The 18,359-nt window shown below is 36.0% G+C and carries 20 protein-coding genes; 13 read left to right on the top strand and 7 right to left on the bottom strand.

Annotated features, from left to right (window positions below):
- Window positions 1-54: 54 nt before the first annotated feature.
- From RGU12_RS16080 to RGU12_RS16065, 4 genes are read right to left on the bottom strand one after another with little or no spacing between them, the layout of a single operon-like run.
- Window positions 55-213 carry a hypothetical protein gene (locus RGU12_RS16080; protein ID WP_309536969.1) on the bottom strand — a complete coding sequence of 53 codons (159 nt, stop codon included), beginning with the start codon at window positions 211-213 and terminating at the stop codon, window positions 55-57.
- 3 nt (window positions 214-216) lie between these two features.
- Window positions 217-1,473, bottom strand: coding sequence for a Ger(x)C family spore germination protein (locus RGU12_RS16075; protein ID WP_309536968.1), 1,257 nt, complete (start codon window positions 1,471-1,473; stop codon window positions 217-219).
- Window positions 1,448-2,557, bottom strand: coding sequence for a GerAB/ArcD/ProY family transporter (locus tag RGU12_RS16070; RefSeq protein ID WP_309536967.1), 1,110 nt, complete (start codon window positions 2,555-2,557; stop codon window positions 1,448-1,450). Before RGU12_RS16070 ends, RGU12_RS16075 begins: the two co-directional genes overlap by 26 nt.
- 3 nt (window positions 2,558-2,560) lie before the next feature.
- On the bottom strand, window positions 2,561-4,114 hold the full coding sequence (locus tag RGU12_RS16065; protein ID WP_309536966.1) for a spore germination protein: 1,554 nt from the start codon (window positions 4,112-4,114) through the stop codon (window positions 2,561-2,563).
- A 184-nt stretch (window positions 4,115-4,298) separates the two neighbouring features.
- Here RGU12_RS16065 and RGU12_RS16060 point away from each other — a divergent pair, with 184 nt between their 5' ends.
- Window positions 4,299-6,092, top strand: a complete 1,794-nt coding sequence (locus tag RGU12_RS16060; RefSeq protein ID WP_309536965.1) for a M3 family oligoendopeptidase — start codon at window positions 4,299-4,301, stop codon at window positions 6,090-6,092.
- Between the two features lie 42 nt (window positions 6,093-6,134).
- Here RGU12_RS16060 and pssA read toward each other — a convergent pair whose 3' ends face one another.
- On the bottom strand, window positions 6,135-6,674 hold the full coding sequence (gene pssA / locus RGU12_RS16055) for a CDP-diacylglycerol--serine O-phosphatidyltransferase (RefSeq protein ID WP_309536964.1): 540 nt from the start codon (window positions 6,672-6,674) through the stop codon (window positions 6,135-6,137).
- Between the two features lie 153 nt (window positions 6,675-6,827).
- Between pssA and RGU12_RS16050 the strand changes: the two genes are divergently transcribed.
- Complete coding sequence (locus RGU12_RS16050; RefSeq protein WP_309536963.1) at window positions 6,828-7,607, top strand: phosphatidylserine decarboxylase; 780 nt, start codon at window positions 6,828-6,830, stop codon at window positions 7,605-7,607.
- 68 nt (window positions 7,608-7,675) lie between these two features.
- On the opposite strand, the gene RGU12_RS16045 is transcribed toward RGU12_RS16050, so the two are convergent.
- The gene (locus tag RGU12_RS16045; protein ID WP_116351556.1) at window positions 7,676-7,816 is read right to left on the bottom strand and encodes a sporulation histidine kinase inhibitor Sda; all 141 of its coding nucleotides are present in this window, start codon (window positions 7,814-7,816) and stop codon (window positions 7,676-7,678) included.
- 408 nt (window positions 7,817-8,224) lie between these two features.
- Here RGU12_RS16045 and RGU12_RS16040 point away from each other — a divergent pair, with 408 nt between their 5' ends.
- From RGU12_RS16040 to RGU12_RS16005, 8 genes are all read left to right on the top strand, one after another.
- Complete coding sequence (locus RGU12_RS16040) at window positions 8,225-8,743, top strand: YqeG family HAD IIIA-type phosphatase (RefSeq protein ID WP_309536962.1); 519 nt, start codon at window positions 8,225-8,227, stop codon at window positions 8,741-8,743.
- 1 nt (window position 8,744) lies between these two features.
- Window positions 8,745-9,854 carry a ribosome biogenesis GTPase YqeH gene (gene yqeH / locus RGU12_RS16035; protein WP_309536961.1) on the top strand — a complete coding sequence of 370 codons (1,110 nt, stop codon included), beginning with the start codon at window positions 8,745-8,747 and terminating at the stop codon, window positions 9,852-9,854.
- Between the two features lie 39 nt (window positions 9,855-9,893).
- Window positions 9,894-10,739, top strand: a complete 846-nt coding sequence (aroE, locus tag RGU12_RS16030) for a shikimate dehydrogenase (RefSeq protein ID WP_309536960.1) — start codon at window positions 9,894-9,896, stop codon at window positions 10,737-10,739.
- A complete protein-coding gene (gene yhbY / locus RGU12_RS16025) occupies window positions 10,733-11,032 on the top strand; it encodes a ribosome assembly RNA-binding protein YhbY (protein ID WP_116351553.1) in 300 nt (99 codons plus the stop codon). The genes aroE and yhbY overlap by 7 nt, the downstream gene beginning before the upstream one ends.
- Window positions 11,033-11,251: 219 nt before the next feature.
- Entirely contained in the window at window positions 11,252-11,821 is a 570-nt protein-coding gene (locus RGU12_RS16020; protein ID WP_309536959.1) for a nicotinate-nucleotide adenylyltransferase, read from the top strand.
- Window positions 11,811-12,389 (top strand): bis(5'-nucleosyl)-tetraphosphatase (symmetrical) YqeK, encoded by a 579-nt coding sequence (gene yqeK, locus RGU12_RS16015; protein WP_309536958.1) that lies wholly within the window; start codon window positions 11,811-11,813, stop codon window positions 12,387-12,389. Before RGU12_RS16020 ends, yqeK begins: the two co-directional genes overlap by 11 nt.
- Window positions 12,390-12,566: 177 nt before the next feature.
- Window positions 12,567-12,923 (top strand): ribosome silencing factor, encoded by a 357-nt coding sequence (gene rsfS, locus RGU12_RS16010; RefSeq protein ID WP_309536957.1) that lies wholly within the window; start codon window positions 12,567-12,569, stop codon window positions 12,921-12,923.
- Entirely contained in the window at window positions 12,920-13,663 is a 744-nt protein-coding gene (locus RGU12_RS16005) for a class I SAM-dependent DNA methyltransferase (protein ID WP_309536956.1), read from the top strand. Before rsfS ends, RGU12_RS16005 begins: the two co-directional genes overlap by 4 nt.
- 156 nt (window positions 13,664-13,819) lie before the next feature.
- Here the strand turns inward: RGU12_RS16005 and comER are convergent, their stop codons facing one another.
- Complete coding sequence (comER, locus tag RGU12_RS16000) at window positions 13,820-14,653, bottom strand: late competence protein ComER (protein WP_309536955.1); 834 nt, start codon at window positions 14,651-14,653, stop codon at window positions 13,820-13,822.
- 100 nt (window positions 14,654-14,753) lie between these two features.
- Here comER and RGU12_RS15995 point away from each other — a divergent pair, with 100 nt between their 5' ends.
- The 3 genes from RGU12_RS15995 to RGU12_RS15985 are packed head-to-tail and all read left to right on the top strand — an operon-like array spanning window position 14,754 to window position 18,324.
- Window positions 14,754-15,359, top strand: coding sequence for a helix-hairpin-helix domain-containing protein (locus RGU12_RS15995; protein WP_309536954.1), 606 nt, complete (start codon window positions 14,754-14,756; stop codon window positions 15,357-15,359).
- Between the two features lie 60 nt (window positions 15,360-15,419).
- A complete protein-coding gene (locus RGU12_RS15990) occupies window positions 15,420-15,989 on the top strand; it encodes a ComE operon protein 2 (protein ID WP_309536953.1) in 570 nt (189 codons plus the stop codon).
- On the top strand, window positions 15,952-18,324 hold the full coding sequence (locus tag RGU12_RS15985; RefSeq protein ID WP_309536952.1) for a DNA internalization-related competence protein ComEC/Rec2: 2,373 nt from the start codon (window positions 15,952-15,954) through the stop codon (window positions 18,322-18,324). The genes RGU12_RS15990 and RGU12_RS15985 overlap by 38 nt, the downstream gene beginning before the upstream one ends.
- Window positions 18,325-18,359: the final 35 nt, after the last annotated feature.

Raw genomic sequence — 18,359 nt, 5'->3', positions numbered from 1 at the left:
TAGTAAAAAAGACCATTTTCCACTACACCATCAGCCTTAATTTATAGAATTATTCTATTTTAAAATCGTAAAAAAAGGTGCAACAGCTACAACCAAAGCTAATCCAAAAACAACGATTGAACCGGGTTTGTTCTTATCCTTCCAGAGGGAAATGGAGAACCCGGTCGTATAGGCAAAAAGGATTGTCATCATCAGGTAAATAAATAAATTCATCGCTTAATCTCTTATCCTTTCATAACTAGGTAATTTCGATTGTCGCCCAAATTCGTCAAATCTAATATCGACTATTACGCTAATATCTGCAGTGGGGTATGCTTTCATCCAATCATAGCTTTCCCACTGTGGAACGGTTAAGAAATGCTTCCTTGCAAATAGTGAAAAGCCAAAGAGATCGGCTTTAAATTCTTCTTGAGTTCGTTTAATTAAATCATATATTCGTTTTTCAAAGTCACTGGATATATGCTTCTTTAATTCTTCTCTTTTATCCTCCTCATCTGCATAATTGACCATGCTGTGGTCTGTTAAAATTGCAACTTCAATTGGAAGGTTAACAATGATTTTTGGTGCCGGTTTCGAAACATCCACCGTGATCTTTGGAGGTTTTATTTGTGTGAAACGTGCCGTTATCCAGTAATTTTTCATAAATGGATCGGGAAGTGTGACTAAAAAGCTAGGTTTTAACATCCATTTATTTAACATTTGGGTTATTCGAGTTTCTTGTACTGAAAGAATTCCAATCATTTGTCCCTCTTTAAAGACTGCAGAACCAAGAAACTGAGCAGGGTTTGTTTTTCCAGTTACCTTCATTTTACCTGCGATTAAATCAGCATCCTCATTTCTCTTTGCTGTACTCTTGTCCTGTTCAGTCGTGGCATAGGCAGAAATATAAAGATCAGCGTCTGCTTCTGTAATTCTGAAAAAATTGTTGATTTCAGAATTTGGTATAAAGCCGATTTTAGTTGCATTGTTAAAAATTGTTTCAAAATACTCATGTCTTCTTGTTTCAAGCTTAGGTTGATTTCGTTCGATAAATGTACTTGCCTCTTCCTTTGTAACAATAAGTTTTGAATCGCGTCTAACATCACGGTCCTTAGTTCCATCATAGATATATCGAATAAAATCCTTATCCCTTGCAAGTTCTTCTGAGACTACAAAGAAGTCTAATATATCATATGTAATCGACTTCGCGATTACGGCATTTGCTAAGTTTTCCGATTGAATAAAACTTGAGGCATTCAACGTGATAATCTCATGTGAGGGTTCATTGCTTCCGCCACCTTGTTGTGTGGATCCGGCCTCTGGATTTGATATTAAATACGTGATTTTTAAAAATCCTTTAACATCGGATTTATCTAGACCTATGCCAAGCACATACGCTCTTTCATCAATTTCCTGTTTATTCCAACAGCCAACCGAAATGAATAGTATTGTAAAAAGGAAGGAAAATTTAATTATTTTGGCTTGTTTTTTCATGTTTCAAATCCCCTCTGATTTTTGCTATCAACCACATAAGGAAAGGAAAAAAAAGAAACATTGGACTTAGGATGTGTAATAAAGTCTCTCGTATTTTAAAGACTGTAAATGTAGGAGCTTCAGGACCTAACCCCAAAATAACGATAATCGTGGCAATTGTAGGGGGTAAGTATTCAAAGTTTTTGATATTACAAATCCCTCCCAAAAATACGCAAACCAAATATAAATAAACAGTAAACCGAATAAATGCAGCTATAATCCAAAATGGAAAGAAAAACGTTTCAATATTTGTTAAAAATCCGACTCTAATCAAGCGGATTAACTCCTGGTAAGGATAATCAAGCATTTTTAAACCTTCAAAATCAAATACAAATAAATAAATAAGAAATGCTAAGGTCATTTCAATGACAATTATGACGAATGCAATCCAAGTCCCTTTTTTAAACGCCTTAGCGGATACAAGATAGGGTGCAATTAATCCCATAAAAAAAAACTCTACAAACAGGGATACATGTGTAGTGCTCTTTTTTATTACCTCTAAGGAGCCAGGACCTAAAATTGGGAAAATAAAGGCAAGGCTACTTTCTTTCAGTGCTAAAAGTAGGGCGATGATCAAGGAAAGTTTTATATAGAACAGCACTAACCACGAAATAGTACCGATATGTTCAATCCCTTTCTTGGCGCAATATGCACAAACAAACATTAACACAGTATAAATAATCAAATACGGGGTTTGAGTAAAATACATAGTACCGATGATATCCACATAAATGGCTGAATCATAAGTAAAACTGATAAAAGAAGTAACTAATAGAATACATGATAAGATTGTGCCAATATATTTACCAAATAGGTGACGGATGACATCATGCAAATTTTTATTCTTATAAGCTGTAATGACTTTGATTGTCAAATAGATTGGAATAATCGACTCTATTCCCATTAGAAGAGGAGCCATCCAATATGCGTTGTCTAGGTAGTCCACTAAAATGGATGGTGTGTCATCTGAAAGTTTCACACCAACCACTAATATGACCATAGCTACGTATTCTCTTATTCCAATTTTTCCTCTTGATTGCTCCATAGCTTATTCCTCTGCCTTTTTGATGACGTCCTTTGGTTTTAAATAACCAGGACGAATTCTTTCACTTTTGAGCATTTTTCTAATGATTGTATCGTTAGAAGAAATATACTTCGGTGACATTGGTGATAAGTAAGGAACGCCAAAAGATTTTATTGACACCATATATGTGATTCCTACCGTAAACAAAGCTGTCATGCCATAAATACCAAATAAACCAGCCGCGAGTATAAAAGCAAATCGAATAATTCTAATGGCAAAATTCATGCTCACATCACTTAGTGTAAATGAACATAGTCCCCCTAATGCCACGACAATGACCACAATTGGACTAACAATATTTGCCTGAACCGCTGCTTGTCCTAAAATTAATGCTCCGACAATCCCGATTGTTGGTCCAATTGGATTAGGAACTCGGAGTCCCGCTTCCCTTATTAGCTCAAAGGCAATTTCCATCATTAATATTTCAATAAGGGAAGGGAAAGGAACTTTTTCACGGGTTGCCGAAATGGCTAATAAGAGATCAGTCGGAACCATTTCAGAATGGTAGTTGGTAATGGAAACATAAATAGCAGATCCAAATACTGTTATAAACAATGCACATACTCGTAGAATTCGAATGAAATTTCCATATATAAAACGCAAATAGTGGTCCTCAGGGTTATGTATAAAGGACCAAAAAGTAGCGGGTAGTATTAAAGCAGCTGGTGAGTTATTCATTAGTAAAACAACATATCCATCCTCTAAAAATGAAGAAGCCCGATCAGGTCTTTCGGTATATAAAGTACTAGGAAAGATTGATTTCGGTCTTTCTTCTATGTATTGTTCTAAAAGAGAAAGATTTTGAATGGCGTCAGCATCTAATGAACTAACTCTTTCTTTAATGTTTTTTATCATTTTTTCATTGGTAAGATCCTTTATATAAAGGATAAAAAGTTCATTATTTGAGCGTTTTGAAATCGTTGTGCTTTCGACAATTAAATTTTCACTTCTGATTTTTTTTCGAATTAATGAAATGTTCGTATCCGCTTTTTCGTTAAAAGCTTCTTTTGGACCTTTAACGACAACCTCATTTTCTGCTTTTTCAACGGATCTACTTTGGAAATTAGCCGTTCCTATCGCAAATGCTTTTGTTTGACCATCAATTAGTAATATTGTGTTTCCTTGATTAGCACTATTTACAATATCTTTTATTAATTGAACTTGAGTAAATGATTGAACCTGAATGATATTTTGAACGTCTTTTTCTGGATCTTCATTACGTAACAATGGTTCAATAATATGCTCACTAATCATGTCAACATCGGTAATCGTTGAAATAAACAAAACGGCTGCTTTTTTATTCATTCCATTTATAATGAAATTATGGATTTTCACATCATTGTTGTCAGGAAGTGAATAAAGCTTTTCTAATGTTGATATGTTCATTTGAAGATCTAAATTAATTTCTTGACTCTTTATTTTAATATCCTTTTCAGCTGATTTTTCAGGATATTGTTCGGGATCCAATTTAGAACTTTTAAATTTGTCAAGATAATTTTGAATAGGATGCTTTTTCATAACAGACAGCTCCGAGCTTTTTCCTAAGTTTGCCACTAAAAGTGGAATTTAATGCAAATAAAGAAAAAAGACGAGAATTCGTTTTTGAAATATCTAAAATGATAGAAGTTTTTTAAAAATCCCTTTATAATGAATGGTGTGAATTATTTAGTGGGTCTAAATAATTAAGAAGGGGGAAATAAATGTGAGCACACGTACATATGAGCAACAATGGGATTTAGATGTATTTTTTGAAGGTGGAAGCAGTTCTCCAGCTTTTGATTCCTTTTTGGAGGCATTACAGAAGGAGCTAACTGAATTTAATGCATTAGTAGACCAATTTCAAGTTCCTACAAATGTAAAGGATAAAGAAGGTTTAGTGCACATATTGAATGCATTTCAATCCGCTTTTAAAAAGCTTCGTCAGGCTGGAGCGTTTGTAAGTTGTTTAACCGCTCAGGATACTTCTGACCGTGGTGCTAGCCTGTTACAAGGAAAAACAACGCAGTTAAGTAGCGAGCTTCAATCCATTTTAACCGCCTTTGATCAAAAACTCGTCGCTATCGAGCAACCGGTATGGGATGAACTTTTATCAGAAGAGCCTTTAAATGAATTATCATATGTTTTAGAGGAAAGAAGAACAAGAGCAAAAGAAAAACTTTCTCTAGAACAGGAAAGCTTAATAAATGCTTTAGGTGTTGATGGATACCATTCATGGGGGCAGCTTTATAATATGGTCGTTGGTAATATCAAGATACCGTTTGAAGAAAATGGTGAAACAAAACAGCTGTCAGTCGGCCAAGCATTTAACAAGTTTTCAAGCTCTGATCGCAATGTCCGTAAATCAATGTTTGTGGAATGGGAAAAAGCATGGGAGAAGCATTCAGATTATATTGGTGAAGCTTTAAATCATCTTGGTGGGTTCCGTCTAAATGTATATAAAGCACGTGGATGGGAAAACGTTCTCGGAGAGCCGCTTGATATTAACAGAATGTCTAAAGAAACGCTCAACACGATGTGGACTGTTATTACTGAAAATAAAGCTCCGTTCGTGGACTATTTAAACCGCAAAGCAGAGTTATTAGGTCTTGAAGGACTAAGCTGGTACGACCTTGATGCACCTGTAGGCCAAACGGAAAGCAAGGTAACTTATCAAGAAGGTGCTGAATTTATTTTGGAACAATTTGGTAAGTTTGGTCCTAAGCTTACTTCATTTACACAAAAAGCGTTTGAAGATAGCTGGATTGAAGCTGAAGATCGACCTGGAAAACGTCCTGGCGGTTTTTGCACAAGCTTTCCTGAAAGTGATCAATCAAGAATCTTTATGACCTTCTCTGGAACACCTTCAAATGTGTCGACTCTTGCTCATGAGCTTGGCCATGCATTCCATCAGCATGCAATGGCTGGTGTTCATACATTAAACCGCAGCTATGCCATGAACGTAGCAGAGACTGCATCGACTTTTGCAGAAATGATTGTCGCGGATGCTTCCGTAAAAAATGCGAAGTCCAAAGAAGAAAAAATTGCTTTATTAGAGGATAAAATTCAAAGAAGTGTTGCCTTTTATATGAATATTCACGCTCGCTTCCTATTTGAGACAAGATTTTATGAGGAGCGCAAGCAAGGCATTGTAAGTGCAGAACGTCTCAATGAACTAATGCTCGAAGCACAGAAGGAAGCCTATTGTGGGGCATTAAATGAATATCATCCTCAATTTTGGGCATCCAAGATGCATTTCTATATTACAGGTGTACCTTTTTATAACTTCCCATATACGTTTGGATATTTATTCTCTCTCGGAATTTATGAAAAGGCGTTAGAAGAGGGTACAGACTATGAAGAGAAGTACATCGCACTCCTAAAGGATACAGCAAGCATGAAGGTGGAAGACCTCGCTGCCAAACATTTAGGCGTTGATTTAGCAAAACGTGATTTCTGGGAAAAGGCTGTAAAGCTTTCTGTTAAAGATGTAGAAGAATTTTTAGAGTTAACGAAATGAGAAAAAAACCTATCCACATGAAAAAGAGTGGATAGGTTTTTTTTATACTTTCTTTAATTTAAATGTTCCAACCATAAGGAAAGAAAGAATGATGATGAGGTAAATGAAAAATTGTGGAGATACATAAGGGATTGCTAGGAAGCTTAACGTTAATAGACAGCCAGCAGCTGTTATTGGTAAGCCTACAAAGAAGCCTTTATTTTCACTAATGTTGAATTTTGCTAAACGAAAAGCTCCACATCCGATATAGAAAACGGTGAAAAACATCCCTGGAGCACCGAACTCATAGATGATCCCTTGGTATAAAAGAAGCGCAGGTGCAACTCCGAATGATATAATATCACACATCGAGTCCAGTTGTTTTCCGAGCTCTGATTCGATTTGAAACTTTCTTGCAACCATTCCATCAAAACGATCGGCAAGGGCAGCTAAAAAGATAAGTAATAAGCTTAAGTTTAATTCATTCTTTAAAACAAATAATATGGAAAAACCACCTAAGCTAAGGTTGATTAATGTAAGTATATTGGCGGTTTGTGTTTTAAGCTTTTTTAGGGTTGAATCTATATAATCTAATAAAAACATTTCTTCACTCCTTTCTTTAGAGGATTTTTAAAAAGTCTTTGTAATAGTTAATAAAAATCAATAAAATAAGATAGTATTGCTTTAATAATCTTATTTTATTCGTTCAAATGTGTATAGTCAAAGAGAAATTGTATTTTTTAGGGGGAATTAGATTTGCAGAAGTGGCTCTACCGTTTCTTTATAGAATTAACGAACCATCGCCTTTCTTCGGCGCTTTTAAGAAAATTTTCACAATCAAGAGTTAGTGCTATACTTATTCCGAGTTATGCGAAAATATACAATATTAACCAAGCAGAAATGGAAAAAAACTTATCGGATTTTGTAACCCTTCATGACCTTTTTGTTAGACAGCTGAAAATAGACAGCAGACGCATAGATTCAAACGAAAATACAGTTATCAGCCCTGTCGATGCTGTTATTGAAGAGACCGGTATGATTACCACAAATAAGGAAATGATTGTAAAAAATAAACATTATTCCATTCAAGAAATGCTTGGAGATGAAGATTCACTCGCTAAATATATAGGTGGTACCTTTGTTATTCTATATTTAAGTCCAAGCCATTATCATCGAATTCATAGTCCAATTTCTGGAGTCATCAAAAAGCAATGGGAATTGGGATTGAAATCGTATCCGGTCAATCGTCTCGGGTTAAAATATGGAAAAGATCCTTTATCCAAAAATTATCGGAAAATAACAGAAATACGTGCAAATAACTCATATGTTGCTGTGGTCAAGGTGGGAGCAATGTTTGTCAATAGTATAGAAACAACCCATAGAAGTGACATTGTGAAAAAAGGGGAGGAAATCGCGTATTTCTCATTTGGTTCAACCGTTATTCTTTTATTTGAAAAAGATCGTTTTACGATTAGCCCTGAAATTAGTTCATCTATTAATATTAAAATGGGTGAAGTCTTAGGTACACTTAACTAAGAAAGGTGCTTGGAGTTAGGCATTAAGAAAAAAAGAGCCTCTATCGGCTCTTTTACAAATATCATACATTATGATATATTTCTAATCCTATGTCCTAATGATCTTCGTTTAATTTCAGTTTCAATAAGGTGAATAAAATCAGAACTTAACTTTAATTTTATAGCTTTAAAATAAGATTCAATTAACAAGTCATCTGATAATTTTTTCATAGTATTGAGCCAAAAGTTGGCTATTCACCTCCTAAAAATTTATAAGCGTAATTCGTTCTTTTTCATCTTTTGTTGTCATATACTAATACGTTATTCTTAGTTGGTAAGATAACTCTATCACGAAAAAAATAATAGAACAACCGTTCTGTTATCCACAGGGAATAGTGGATAACTTGTGAGTATTTTGTTTATAATTTTTGGAAATCTATGTATATCAATGTGTAAAATGTGTATAAGTTTATCCACAACTGTTGAAATTTACTGACTTTTGTCGAAAACTTTTTTTATTTTATAAAAACTGCAAAATCTATGACGAAATTTGACGTATTAGATTTTGTGAAAATAGCTTTATTCCGTTATGATAGGATAGGTATAGAAAAGGAAGAAATCCGGTGAGGTGTAAACATATTGTTAAAGAAATTTTTACCAAATGAACATGTGAAATCCGTTTTTGAGATTTCTCCAAGTAAGCTTAAGGAATTAGGAATAAAAGGGGTAATAACTGATTTAGATAATACATTAGTTGAATGGGACCGTCCAAGTGCAACACCTAAGCTTGTAGAATGGTTTAATGACCTTAAGAAAAATGGCATAACTGTTACAATTGTCTCAAATAATCATGAGCCAAGAGTAAAAGAATTTGCTGATCCGTTAGGAATTCCGTATATTTATCAGGCCAGAAAACCTTTGATACGAGCTTTTGAACGTGCAATAAGGGAAATGAATTTACATAAGGATGAGGTTGTTGTGATTGGTGACCAGCTCCTTACTGATGTATTAGGTGGTAACCGCTGTGGCCTACATACCATTCTAGTTGTTCCTGTTGCGCAAACAGATGGATTTTTCACAAAGTTTAATCGCTTTGTAGAAAGAAGAATACTGAGTTGGATGAAGCGTCGCGGGATGCTTTATTGGGAGGATAAATAGAGTGGAACAAGAAAAGATTAGCTGTATTGGCTGTGGAGTTGAAATCCAAACGGCAGACAAAACAAAATTAGGATATGCACCACCTTCTTCTTTAGAGAAGGATAAAGTCATTTGTCAACGATGTTTTAAATTAAAACATTATAATGAAGTACAAGATGTTTCGTTAACGGATGATGACTTTTTAAAAATCCTACACGGAATTGGTTCTACCGATGCATTAATCGTGAAAATTGTTGATATATTTGATTTTAATGGTAGTTGGTTACCTGGTCTTCATCGTTTTGTAGGCAACAACAATATATTATTAGTGGGTAATAAAGTCGACTTGCTACCGAAATCAGTGAAGCCTAAGAAACTCATTAACTGGATGAAAGAATCATCCCGCGAATTGGGACTGAAACCTGTTGATGTCTTTTTAATTAGTGCAGAAAAAGGCACTGGAATTGAAGAGGTTGCAGATGCGATTGAGCATTATCGCGAGGGAAAAGATGTGTATGTAGTTGGTTGTACAAATGTTGGGAAATCAACTTTTATAAACCGCTTAATTAAGGAATTCAGTGGGGAGAAGGAAGACATCATTACGACTTCACACTTTCCTGGAACAACATTAGATATCATTGATATTCCACTTGATGATGAACACTCTCTATTTGATACTCCAGGTATCATTAATCACCATCAAATGGCACATTTTGTTTCAAAACAAGACTTAAAGGTAATCACGCCGAAAAAAGAAATTAAACCAAAAGTCTTTCAATTAAATGAACGACAGACCTTGTTTTTTGGTGGATTAGCCCGATTTGATTTTGTAAGTGGGGACAGGCAGTCATTTGTTTGTCATTTCTCTAATTTGTTGAATATCCATCGAACCAAGCTTGAAAATGCGGATGAATTATATGATAACCATAAAGGTGAGTTATTACAGCCACCAGGAAAGAATGAACTAGATGAATTCCCACCTCTAGTTGCCCATGAATATATGATCAAAGAAGCGAAAACAGACGTTGTTTTCTCTGGCTTGGGCTGGGTAACGATTAACGTACCCAATACGAAGGTTGTCGCTCATGTTCCAAAGGGTGTTGGAGTAATTGTAAGAAAGTCGTTAATCTAGTATGACGAATAGAAAAAAATGATGTTTACGGGTGAGGAAATGGAAAAGGTTTATGGGGTAATCGGGAGTCCAATCTCACATTCAATGTCACCAATGATGCATAATGATCTTTTTGAACATTATAAGCTTAAGGCAAGATACCATGCATTCCATGTACCGCAAGATGGAGTAAATGCCGCAATTGAAGGAATAAAAGCACTTGGAATAGCAGGTATTAATGTCACAATTCCGCATAAGATTGATGTCATTGAATATTTAGATGAAGTTGAAGAGGTTGCGGCAAATATTGGCGCGGTTAATACGATTGTCAACGAGAATGGAAAATTAATTGGATATAATACAGATGGAACTGGATTTATCCGTTCGTTAAATCGAGTGATTAGTAATAAAGAATTATGTTCTGCTAAGGTATTGATAATCGGTGCTGGTGGTGCAGCGAGAGGGATCTTTATTTCATTAGCTGCAATGGGTGTGAAAAATATCGATATTGTAAATCGTACGGTTGAGCGAGCGAAATCAATTAAAGATGATTGTAAGTTCCCAGTTGATTCGCATGCATTGGGATTTGCAGAAGCAGAAGCGGATTTAGGAAAATATCAAGTGATCGTCAATACGACTTCTGTGGGAATGCATCCCAATGTTGATGAGATACCTCTTTCACTTGAAAATATCACTCCAAAAACGATTGTTAGTGATATTATTTATAATCCATTTGACACAAAGCTTCTACAGGAAGCCGCTAAACGTGGAGCAATTACTCAAAATGGAATTGGAATGTTTGTTTATCAAGGTGCCCTAGCATTTGAAAAATGGACAGGACTTTTTCCGGACACAGATAGAATGGAAAGACTTGTAACAAAGCTATTAGGAGGAAAAACATGCTAACAGGAAAACAAAAACGATTCTTGCGCTCAAAAGCTCATCATTTAGACCCGATTTTTCAGGTAGGAAAAGGCGGGGTAAATGATAATATGATTAAACAAATTAGTGACGCGCTTGAAGCGCGTGAGTTATTAAAAATCAGTGTCCTACAAAACTGTGAGGACGACCGTGATACGGTAGCCGAAGAGCTAAGTAAGGGTGCAAAAGCTGAACTCGTTCAGATCATTGGAAATACAATTGTGCTTTACAAAGAATCAAAAGAAAACAAGAAATTAGAGCTTCCAAAATCAAAATAGGTATTCAAAAAGGAGGATGAAAAGGACTGTGTCGAAAGTTCAAGGAGGTGCTGCTTTGTGTACCGGAGCGTATGCAGTTAATACGTGAGGAACTCCAAAAGCAAGCCAACGCGCTTCCACAGGATGTGGTGGCTTCGACGTTTTACACGGGACATGTCAGTACTTAGTCGAAGTTCTGCTGTTCGATGCGTCATTTTCATCAGACTCGGAGGGAAATAAATGAACCATATTGGAATCATCGGTGGTACATTTGATCCACCTCATATTGGTCATCTATTCATAGCATCGGAGGTATTAACAAGATTAAATCTTTCTGAAGTATGGTTCATGCCTAATCATATCCCTCCACATAAAGAACGTAAAAGTTATGTGACCGATGAGGAGCGGGTTGAAATGCTTTCTCTTGCCATTTCCGATCAGCCAAAATTTAAATTGCAATTGATTGAACTGGAAAGAGAAGGACCCTCTTATACATACGACACCATTAAATTATTACGTGAAAAATATGAAGAAACAAAGTTTTATTTTATCATTGGGGGAGATATGGTCGAATATCTGCCACATTGGCATAAAATTGATGAACTTGTTGATATGGTTACATTTGTTGGAGTCAAAAGACCAGGTTATTCATTTCCGACAGAATATCCCATTACAGAAGTGGATATCCCCCAATTCGATATCTCGTCTTCGATGATTCGAAAAAGGTTATCAGAAAAGGGAAATACAATGTATTTACTTCCTAAAAAAGTACGAAACTATATAGAGGAGAAGCATTTATATGGAACGTGAAAAGGCTTTAGAGATAGTCAAAGAACAGTTAACAGAGCACCGTTATCAGCATACACTTGGTGTGATGGAGACGGCAATCGAACTATCAAAACACTATCATGCAGATGTAAAAAAAGCCGAAATTGCTGCCATTTTTCATGATTATGCAAAGTTTAGACCTAAAGATGAAATGAAACAAATCATCATCAACCAACACATGCCTTCCGATTTATTGATTCATAATACAGAGCTTTGGCATGCACCCGTTGGAGCCTATCTTGTAAAGACCGAAGTAGGAATTGAGGATGAGGAAATTTTAGATGCAATTCGTTTCCATACATCTGGACGTGAAAAAATGACCCTCCTTGAAAAGGTTATTTTTGTAGCCGATTATATAGAGCCAGGAAGACATTTTCCAGGTGTAGAAGAAGGTCGAGAACTTGCAAAACAGGATTTAGACAATGCGCTAATTTATGCATTAAGCAATACAATCATGTTTTTAGCCAAAAAAAATCAAGCAATCTACCCAGATACATTGAGAACATATAATTCATTAATTTTATCCAGCCGAAATTCACAACGTTTATAGATGGATGTTTGCAATCTGAATAACCAATTAAGTTGTGGGTTAAATTATGCTGAATAAAATTAAGCCTCCGGCAGATGCCACGATTTTTCAAAGGAAATTTTCGAGCAAGCTCGAAAAAAATCGGGCGCAAATACGCCAAGGCGCATTTGATTAATTAAGAAAAAGGGGGAATTCTAGGTGAATGAACGAGATATTTTAACATTTGCAGTTCAAGCAGCTGACGATAAACGCGCAGAAAATATCATTGCTTTAAATATGAAGGGGTTATCATTGGTAGCCGATTATTTTCTTATTTGCCACGGAAATTCTGAAAAACAGGTGCAAGCTATTGCTCGTGAGATAAAAGATAAAGCTGATGAAAATGGTATTCATATTAAGCGTCTTGAGGGATTTGATGAAGCAAGATGGGTTCTTGTCGACCTCGGAGATGTCATTGTCCATGTTTTCCATAAAGACGAACGTAGCTATTATAATTTAGAACGTCTTTGGGGAGATGCGCCTACGGAAACAGTTGAAGATGTGCTAAGTTTATGAGTTATGGTGAATTTGCCTATATCTATGATGAACTGATGCGTGATGTAGATTATGAGCAATGGGTTTCATTTGTAAAGGAAAAAGTAACACAACTTCCTAAAAAGAGTGGCCTGCGTGTTCTTGATATTGGCTGTGGAACGGGAGAAATTGCAATTAGACTTGCCCAAGAAGGTTTTGAGGTTGTCGGGGTCGATCTTTCAGAAGATATGCTGACGGTTGCTAATCACAAGGCAATGGAAGCCGGTGTAAAAGTTGAATTTTACCAGCAAAACATGCTGGATATCTCAGGGTTCGAGCCGTTTGATCTGATTGTGATTTTCTGTGATTCCCTAAACTATCTACAGACCGAAATAGAAGTTCAGAAAACTTTTGCAAATACATTTCAGCTTCTAAAAGAAGATGGTTTATTTCTATTCGATGTCCATTCCGTATATAAAATAGATTCCATTTTTATGAACGGACCGTTTGTGAGTGTTGAAGATAAGGTCAGTTTTATTTGGAATTGTTTTAGTGGGGAGAATCCTCATAGTGTCGAGCATGAACTTTCCTTTTTTGTGAAAAATGAACATAATGAAGATTATACAAGGTTTGACGAGTTTCACGAACAGCGTACCTTTCCTATTGAAACATATCGAAATTGGCTAGGACAAACAGGTTTTCGTGTACAAGATATTTGTGCTGATTTTACAGAGAATGTTCAGGAGACCTCAGAACGAATTTTAATAACTGCAAAGAAATAAGGGCCAGAAGATGAAATCTCTGCCCTTTTTTGACTTGAATTTACAGATGTCAAACATAGGAAGCATTAGCTCGAGGTTACAAGCCAAACGCTTTGGAAGGCAAAAAACGCCTTCTGTCAGGGTTTGGCTTGTGCTTTTATAATCGTAGTGGTATATTTAGCGAGATGGAGTCTCGTTAAATTGTCTAGCTACCTCCGAAATATCCTCATCATATTTTCTATGAGTGCTCCTAAACAATTCTTCAAATAATTCACCAATATGTTCTTCCATTGCATTAATTCCTTCTCCAGTAACACCACCTTTGACACATACCTTTGACTGGAGTGTGGGTAATGTGTACATTTCCTTTTCAAGTAGTTTACCCATACCGATAATCATCTCACTTGCTAATTTTGTTGCTTGCTCCTCAGTGATTTTCGTTTCCCTTACTGCCGCATCTACAAACCTTCTCAGCAAATAAGTAAAAAACGCCGGACCGCAACTAACAATATCCGATGCAACTCTTGTGATCTCATGATTTATGTGAACCGGAGTGGAAATTTGTTCGAAAAGGAATTCTAAATACTCCTTAAACCGGCTGCTAATGCTCCTGCCAAAAGTAAATAAGGAAACACCCGTTAGTGCACGGTTGGTAATACTCGGAATGATCCTAGCGACCTGACAGTTCACAAGTGATTCAAGCTGTTCAACAGAAATAGGACTTGTAATTGAAACAATACATTTATTACTTGTTAAGGAAGAAGATAATTGGTGTAAAAGGGGGTGAATCTCTAAAGGCTTCACACAAATAAATATTAAATCAGAGCCTTTTACAACTTCTTCATTTGTAGCTGCTACCGTAATATCTGGTAAGGAGTTCTTAATAGCTATTGCTTTTTCAATTGTACGATTTGTAATGGTTAACCTTGAAGGCGGAACAGCAAGAGATTCTACAAAGGACTCTATTAAAATTTTCCCCATATTTCCTGTACCAATAAACCCAATATTCAAGTTCGTCCCTCCTTTACAGACTATTCTCCTAACACCATATGTGATTCCAACCCAAAATATGAATGCATTTTTCCTATTCTAAAAAGAAGGAAGGTAAATCATGAATTTTAAAAATCAAAAAATAAAATTAATGTTTATGGTTTGTGGAATTTGTCTTGTTATTTTTATTGCGTTCTATCGCATTTTTGGACATGAAACAAAAGCAAAGCCAAGCATTGAAGAAGAGGAGTTATTACTTGAGCCAGTTGTTGAAGATAAAAATGTTGTAGAAGAGAAAGTTACGGTCATTCTAGTAGATATTAAAGGTGCTGTGTTAAATGAGGGAGTTTTTGAGGCGCAAGAGGGAATGAGGATCAAAGATGTTGTTGACATGGCTGGAGGGTTTACGGAAGATGCAAACAAAACGCAAGTAAATTTAGCCGAACGAGTGGAGGATGAAATGGTCATATATGTTCCGCGTATAGGTGAGAACACCGATTTGGAGATAAGCAGTCAATCACAAAAAAATGATGGCAAGGTGTCACTAAATGGAGGAACTCAGGCAGAACTTGAAACATTAACTGGCATCGGGCCATCGAAAGCAGCAGCCATTATAGCATTTCGGGAAGAAAATGGACCATTTAAGCAACTTGAGGATCTACTTCAAGTGAGTGGGATTGGTGAAAAATCCTTTGAGAAGATTAAAGACGAACTTAAATTAAATTGACGACTTATGGGAGATACCGATAAAATAATTGTAAGATTTTGTTGAAGGGATGGGGAAGATTTGAATCGAATTAAATGGGATCAGTATTTTATGGCGCAAAGCCATTTACTTGCTTTAAGAAGTACATGTACACGATTAACGGTTGGAGCAACCATTGTTCGTGATAAGCGAATTATTGCAGGGGGTTATAACGGGTCTGTATCAGGCGGAACGCATTGCATTGATGAGGGCTGCTATGTGGTAGACAATCATTGCATAAGAACTGTACATGCTGAAATGAATGCGTTATTGCAATGTTCAAAGTTTGGAGTTCCAACAGAAAATGCTGAAATCTACGTAACGCATTTTCCTTGTCTCCAATGCACAAAAGCAATTATTCAGGCAGGAATTAAAGTAGTATATTATGCAGAGGATTATAAGAACCATCCATATGCAATTGAACTGTTGGAGAAATCAAATGTACAAGTAAAAAAGGTTCCACTTCAAGAAATGGTGATTGACCTACATTCAAAAGAAAAATTAGAGTTTGTTAATCAATTAATTGAGAAAATAACGGAATCTGGTGCGGATGATAAAGAAATAAGGGCATTGCATGAGCAGGCTGCCACACTTTTTTCAAAGATTGGGTAATGTAATCAGGAACTATGGGGATTATGTACAAGGAAGGCTTGTCTATCTTGCTTTCTTTTCAGTTTTGGGTATACTAGTCCCCTATACTTCTTTTTCTTGGTTTAGTATCCTCCTCACACTCCTCTTATTAGGTTTTATCATTTTCCGCCACCATTTCTCGCTCATTGTCCTCAGTTTGTTCACTTTATTTCTCTTCATGTGCTTGTTCATTCTCATTGACTCTACTAATCAAACAACATTAGCCCCTACTACAAAAACAATCAAAGCAGAAATAGTTGATTCCCCTGATTTCAATGGAGATAAGTTTTCCGTCATTGTAAACACTTCACAGAATGAAAAGCTACTTATGGTTTACTACATCCAAACAGAGGTAGAAAAAATTCAACTTAGCAAATCATTAAAAATGGGGTTAGTATGTCGCTTTAACGGAACTCTCAAAAAACCACAGGTGTCTAGAAATCCATATTCATTTGATTATCAGAAGTATTTATATGCTCAAAAAATCCATTGGATTTTTGAGGCAAACACGCTAACTCCTGAAAAGTGTTTTTTACAGGAAAAATGGTCGTTGGGTCGCTGGCTACTAAAAATCCGTGAAGCTGGAATTCATCAGATCGATTCTCATTTTGATGGGTCGACTGCAGGGATTATCCAAGCTTTAATTTATGGAGAAAGAACGAATATAAAGAATGAAATTGTAAATTCATATCAATCTTTAGGTTTGATCCACCTTTTAGCCATATCAGGGCTTCATGTAAGCCTTATGACAGGGATGTTTTATTTTTTATGTATTCGATTTGGAGTCACACGCGAGTCTACCTCGATTCTCCTCTTATGTTTATTGCCAGCTTATATCATGATTGCTGGAGGTTCCCCTTCTGTTATTCGCTCAGTGCTAATGTGTATGCTTTTATTTGCGTCAATTTTATGGTGGAAAAAGGGTAGTATGCTGGATGTGATTAGTTTTGTGTTCATTTTTATGCTTGCAATTAACCCGTACTTTTTATTTAACATCGGTTTTCAATTATCCTTCATTGTGAGCGCATCCTTGATTCTGTCCTCAAAAGCAATATTTAAACACTATTCCAATACGCTTGCTTCCTTATTCGCTGTCTCCTTCTTATCACAAATAGCCTCGTTGCCCATTTTACTCTATCACTTTTTTGAGTTTTCATTGTTAAGCTTGCCATTAAATATGCTGTATGTACCCTTATATTCAATGATAATTTTGCCTTTCGCATTATTCACAGTGGTTTTACTAGGAGTATTTGAACCAATCGGTGAAATGTTTGCTACTATTCTTACGTGGCTTCTGGAATTATTAAATCAAGTCACTGTTTGGTTCTCGCAATTTTCTTTCTCCGTATTAACATTAGGGAAGCCAGGTCTCATCCTTATGATTTTGTATTGTGGTGCATGTTTTTATTTTTTAATTAGTTGGGAGAAGAAGAAGGTACTACTACAACGGGCACTTCTTGCGCCAATAGGGGTTTTATTGCTCCATGTTATCTCACCATACTTAAATCCATACGGAGAAGTCACCATGATTGATGTCGGGCAAGGAGACAGCATCTATATTGAACTTCCGTTTAGAAAAGGGGTTTATTTAATTGATACTGGAGGAACGATTCCATTCGAACAAGAACAATGGAAAATTAGAAGAAACGAATTTTCAACTGCACAAAACATCATCATTCCTTTTTTAAAATCAGAAGGGATAAGAAGTATAGATAAGCTAATCGTTACACATGGTGACCAAGATCATATTGGGGGTGCGCAAGGTCTTCTGGAAGGTATAAGGATTAAGGAAATCGTTATAGGAAAAAACAAAGACGATGCTATTCAAGAAAAGGAGTTGAAGAAAATAGCTGCGAATAAAGGGATTCCCGTTCATATTGTTGAACGTGGCCAAAGGTGGAACGAAGGCGATAGTACATTTTATATCCTTGCCCCAAAAGGAAATGAATTGAAGGAAAATAACAATTCTGTTGTCATCTATACAAAACTTGGTGGGCTAAACTGGTTATTTACAGGGGATATTGAAAAAGATGTGGAGCTAGACCTCATTAAAACATATAAAAATTTACGGGTAGATGTGCTAAAGGTGGGTCATCACGGAAGCAAAACATCTTCAACGAAGGAGTTTATTCAATTCATAAATCCTAAAATTGCTTTAATCCCAGTCGGAGTAAATAATCGATTTAACCACCCGCATCCGGACGTCATTGATCTTTTGAAAAACGAGAAAATAAAGGTTTATCGAACCGATAAAGATGGTGCAATTGAATTTCGTTATTTTAAAAAATCCGGAACCTTTATGCAAACAATTCCATAAGATGCAGTAGAGAAAGAAACGAAAAAGAGACTGCC

It is taken from the genome of Ferdinandcohnia sp. QZ13 (assembly GCF_031324165.1).
Classification (GTDB): Bacteria; Bacillota; Bacilli; order Bacillales; family Bacillaceae_L; genus Ferdinandcohnia.
Note: the sequence above shows the minus strand (reverse complement) of the source record. Positions and strands in the feature narration are given on the sequence as shown.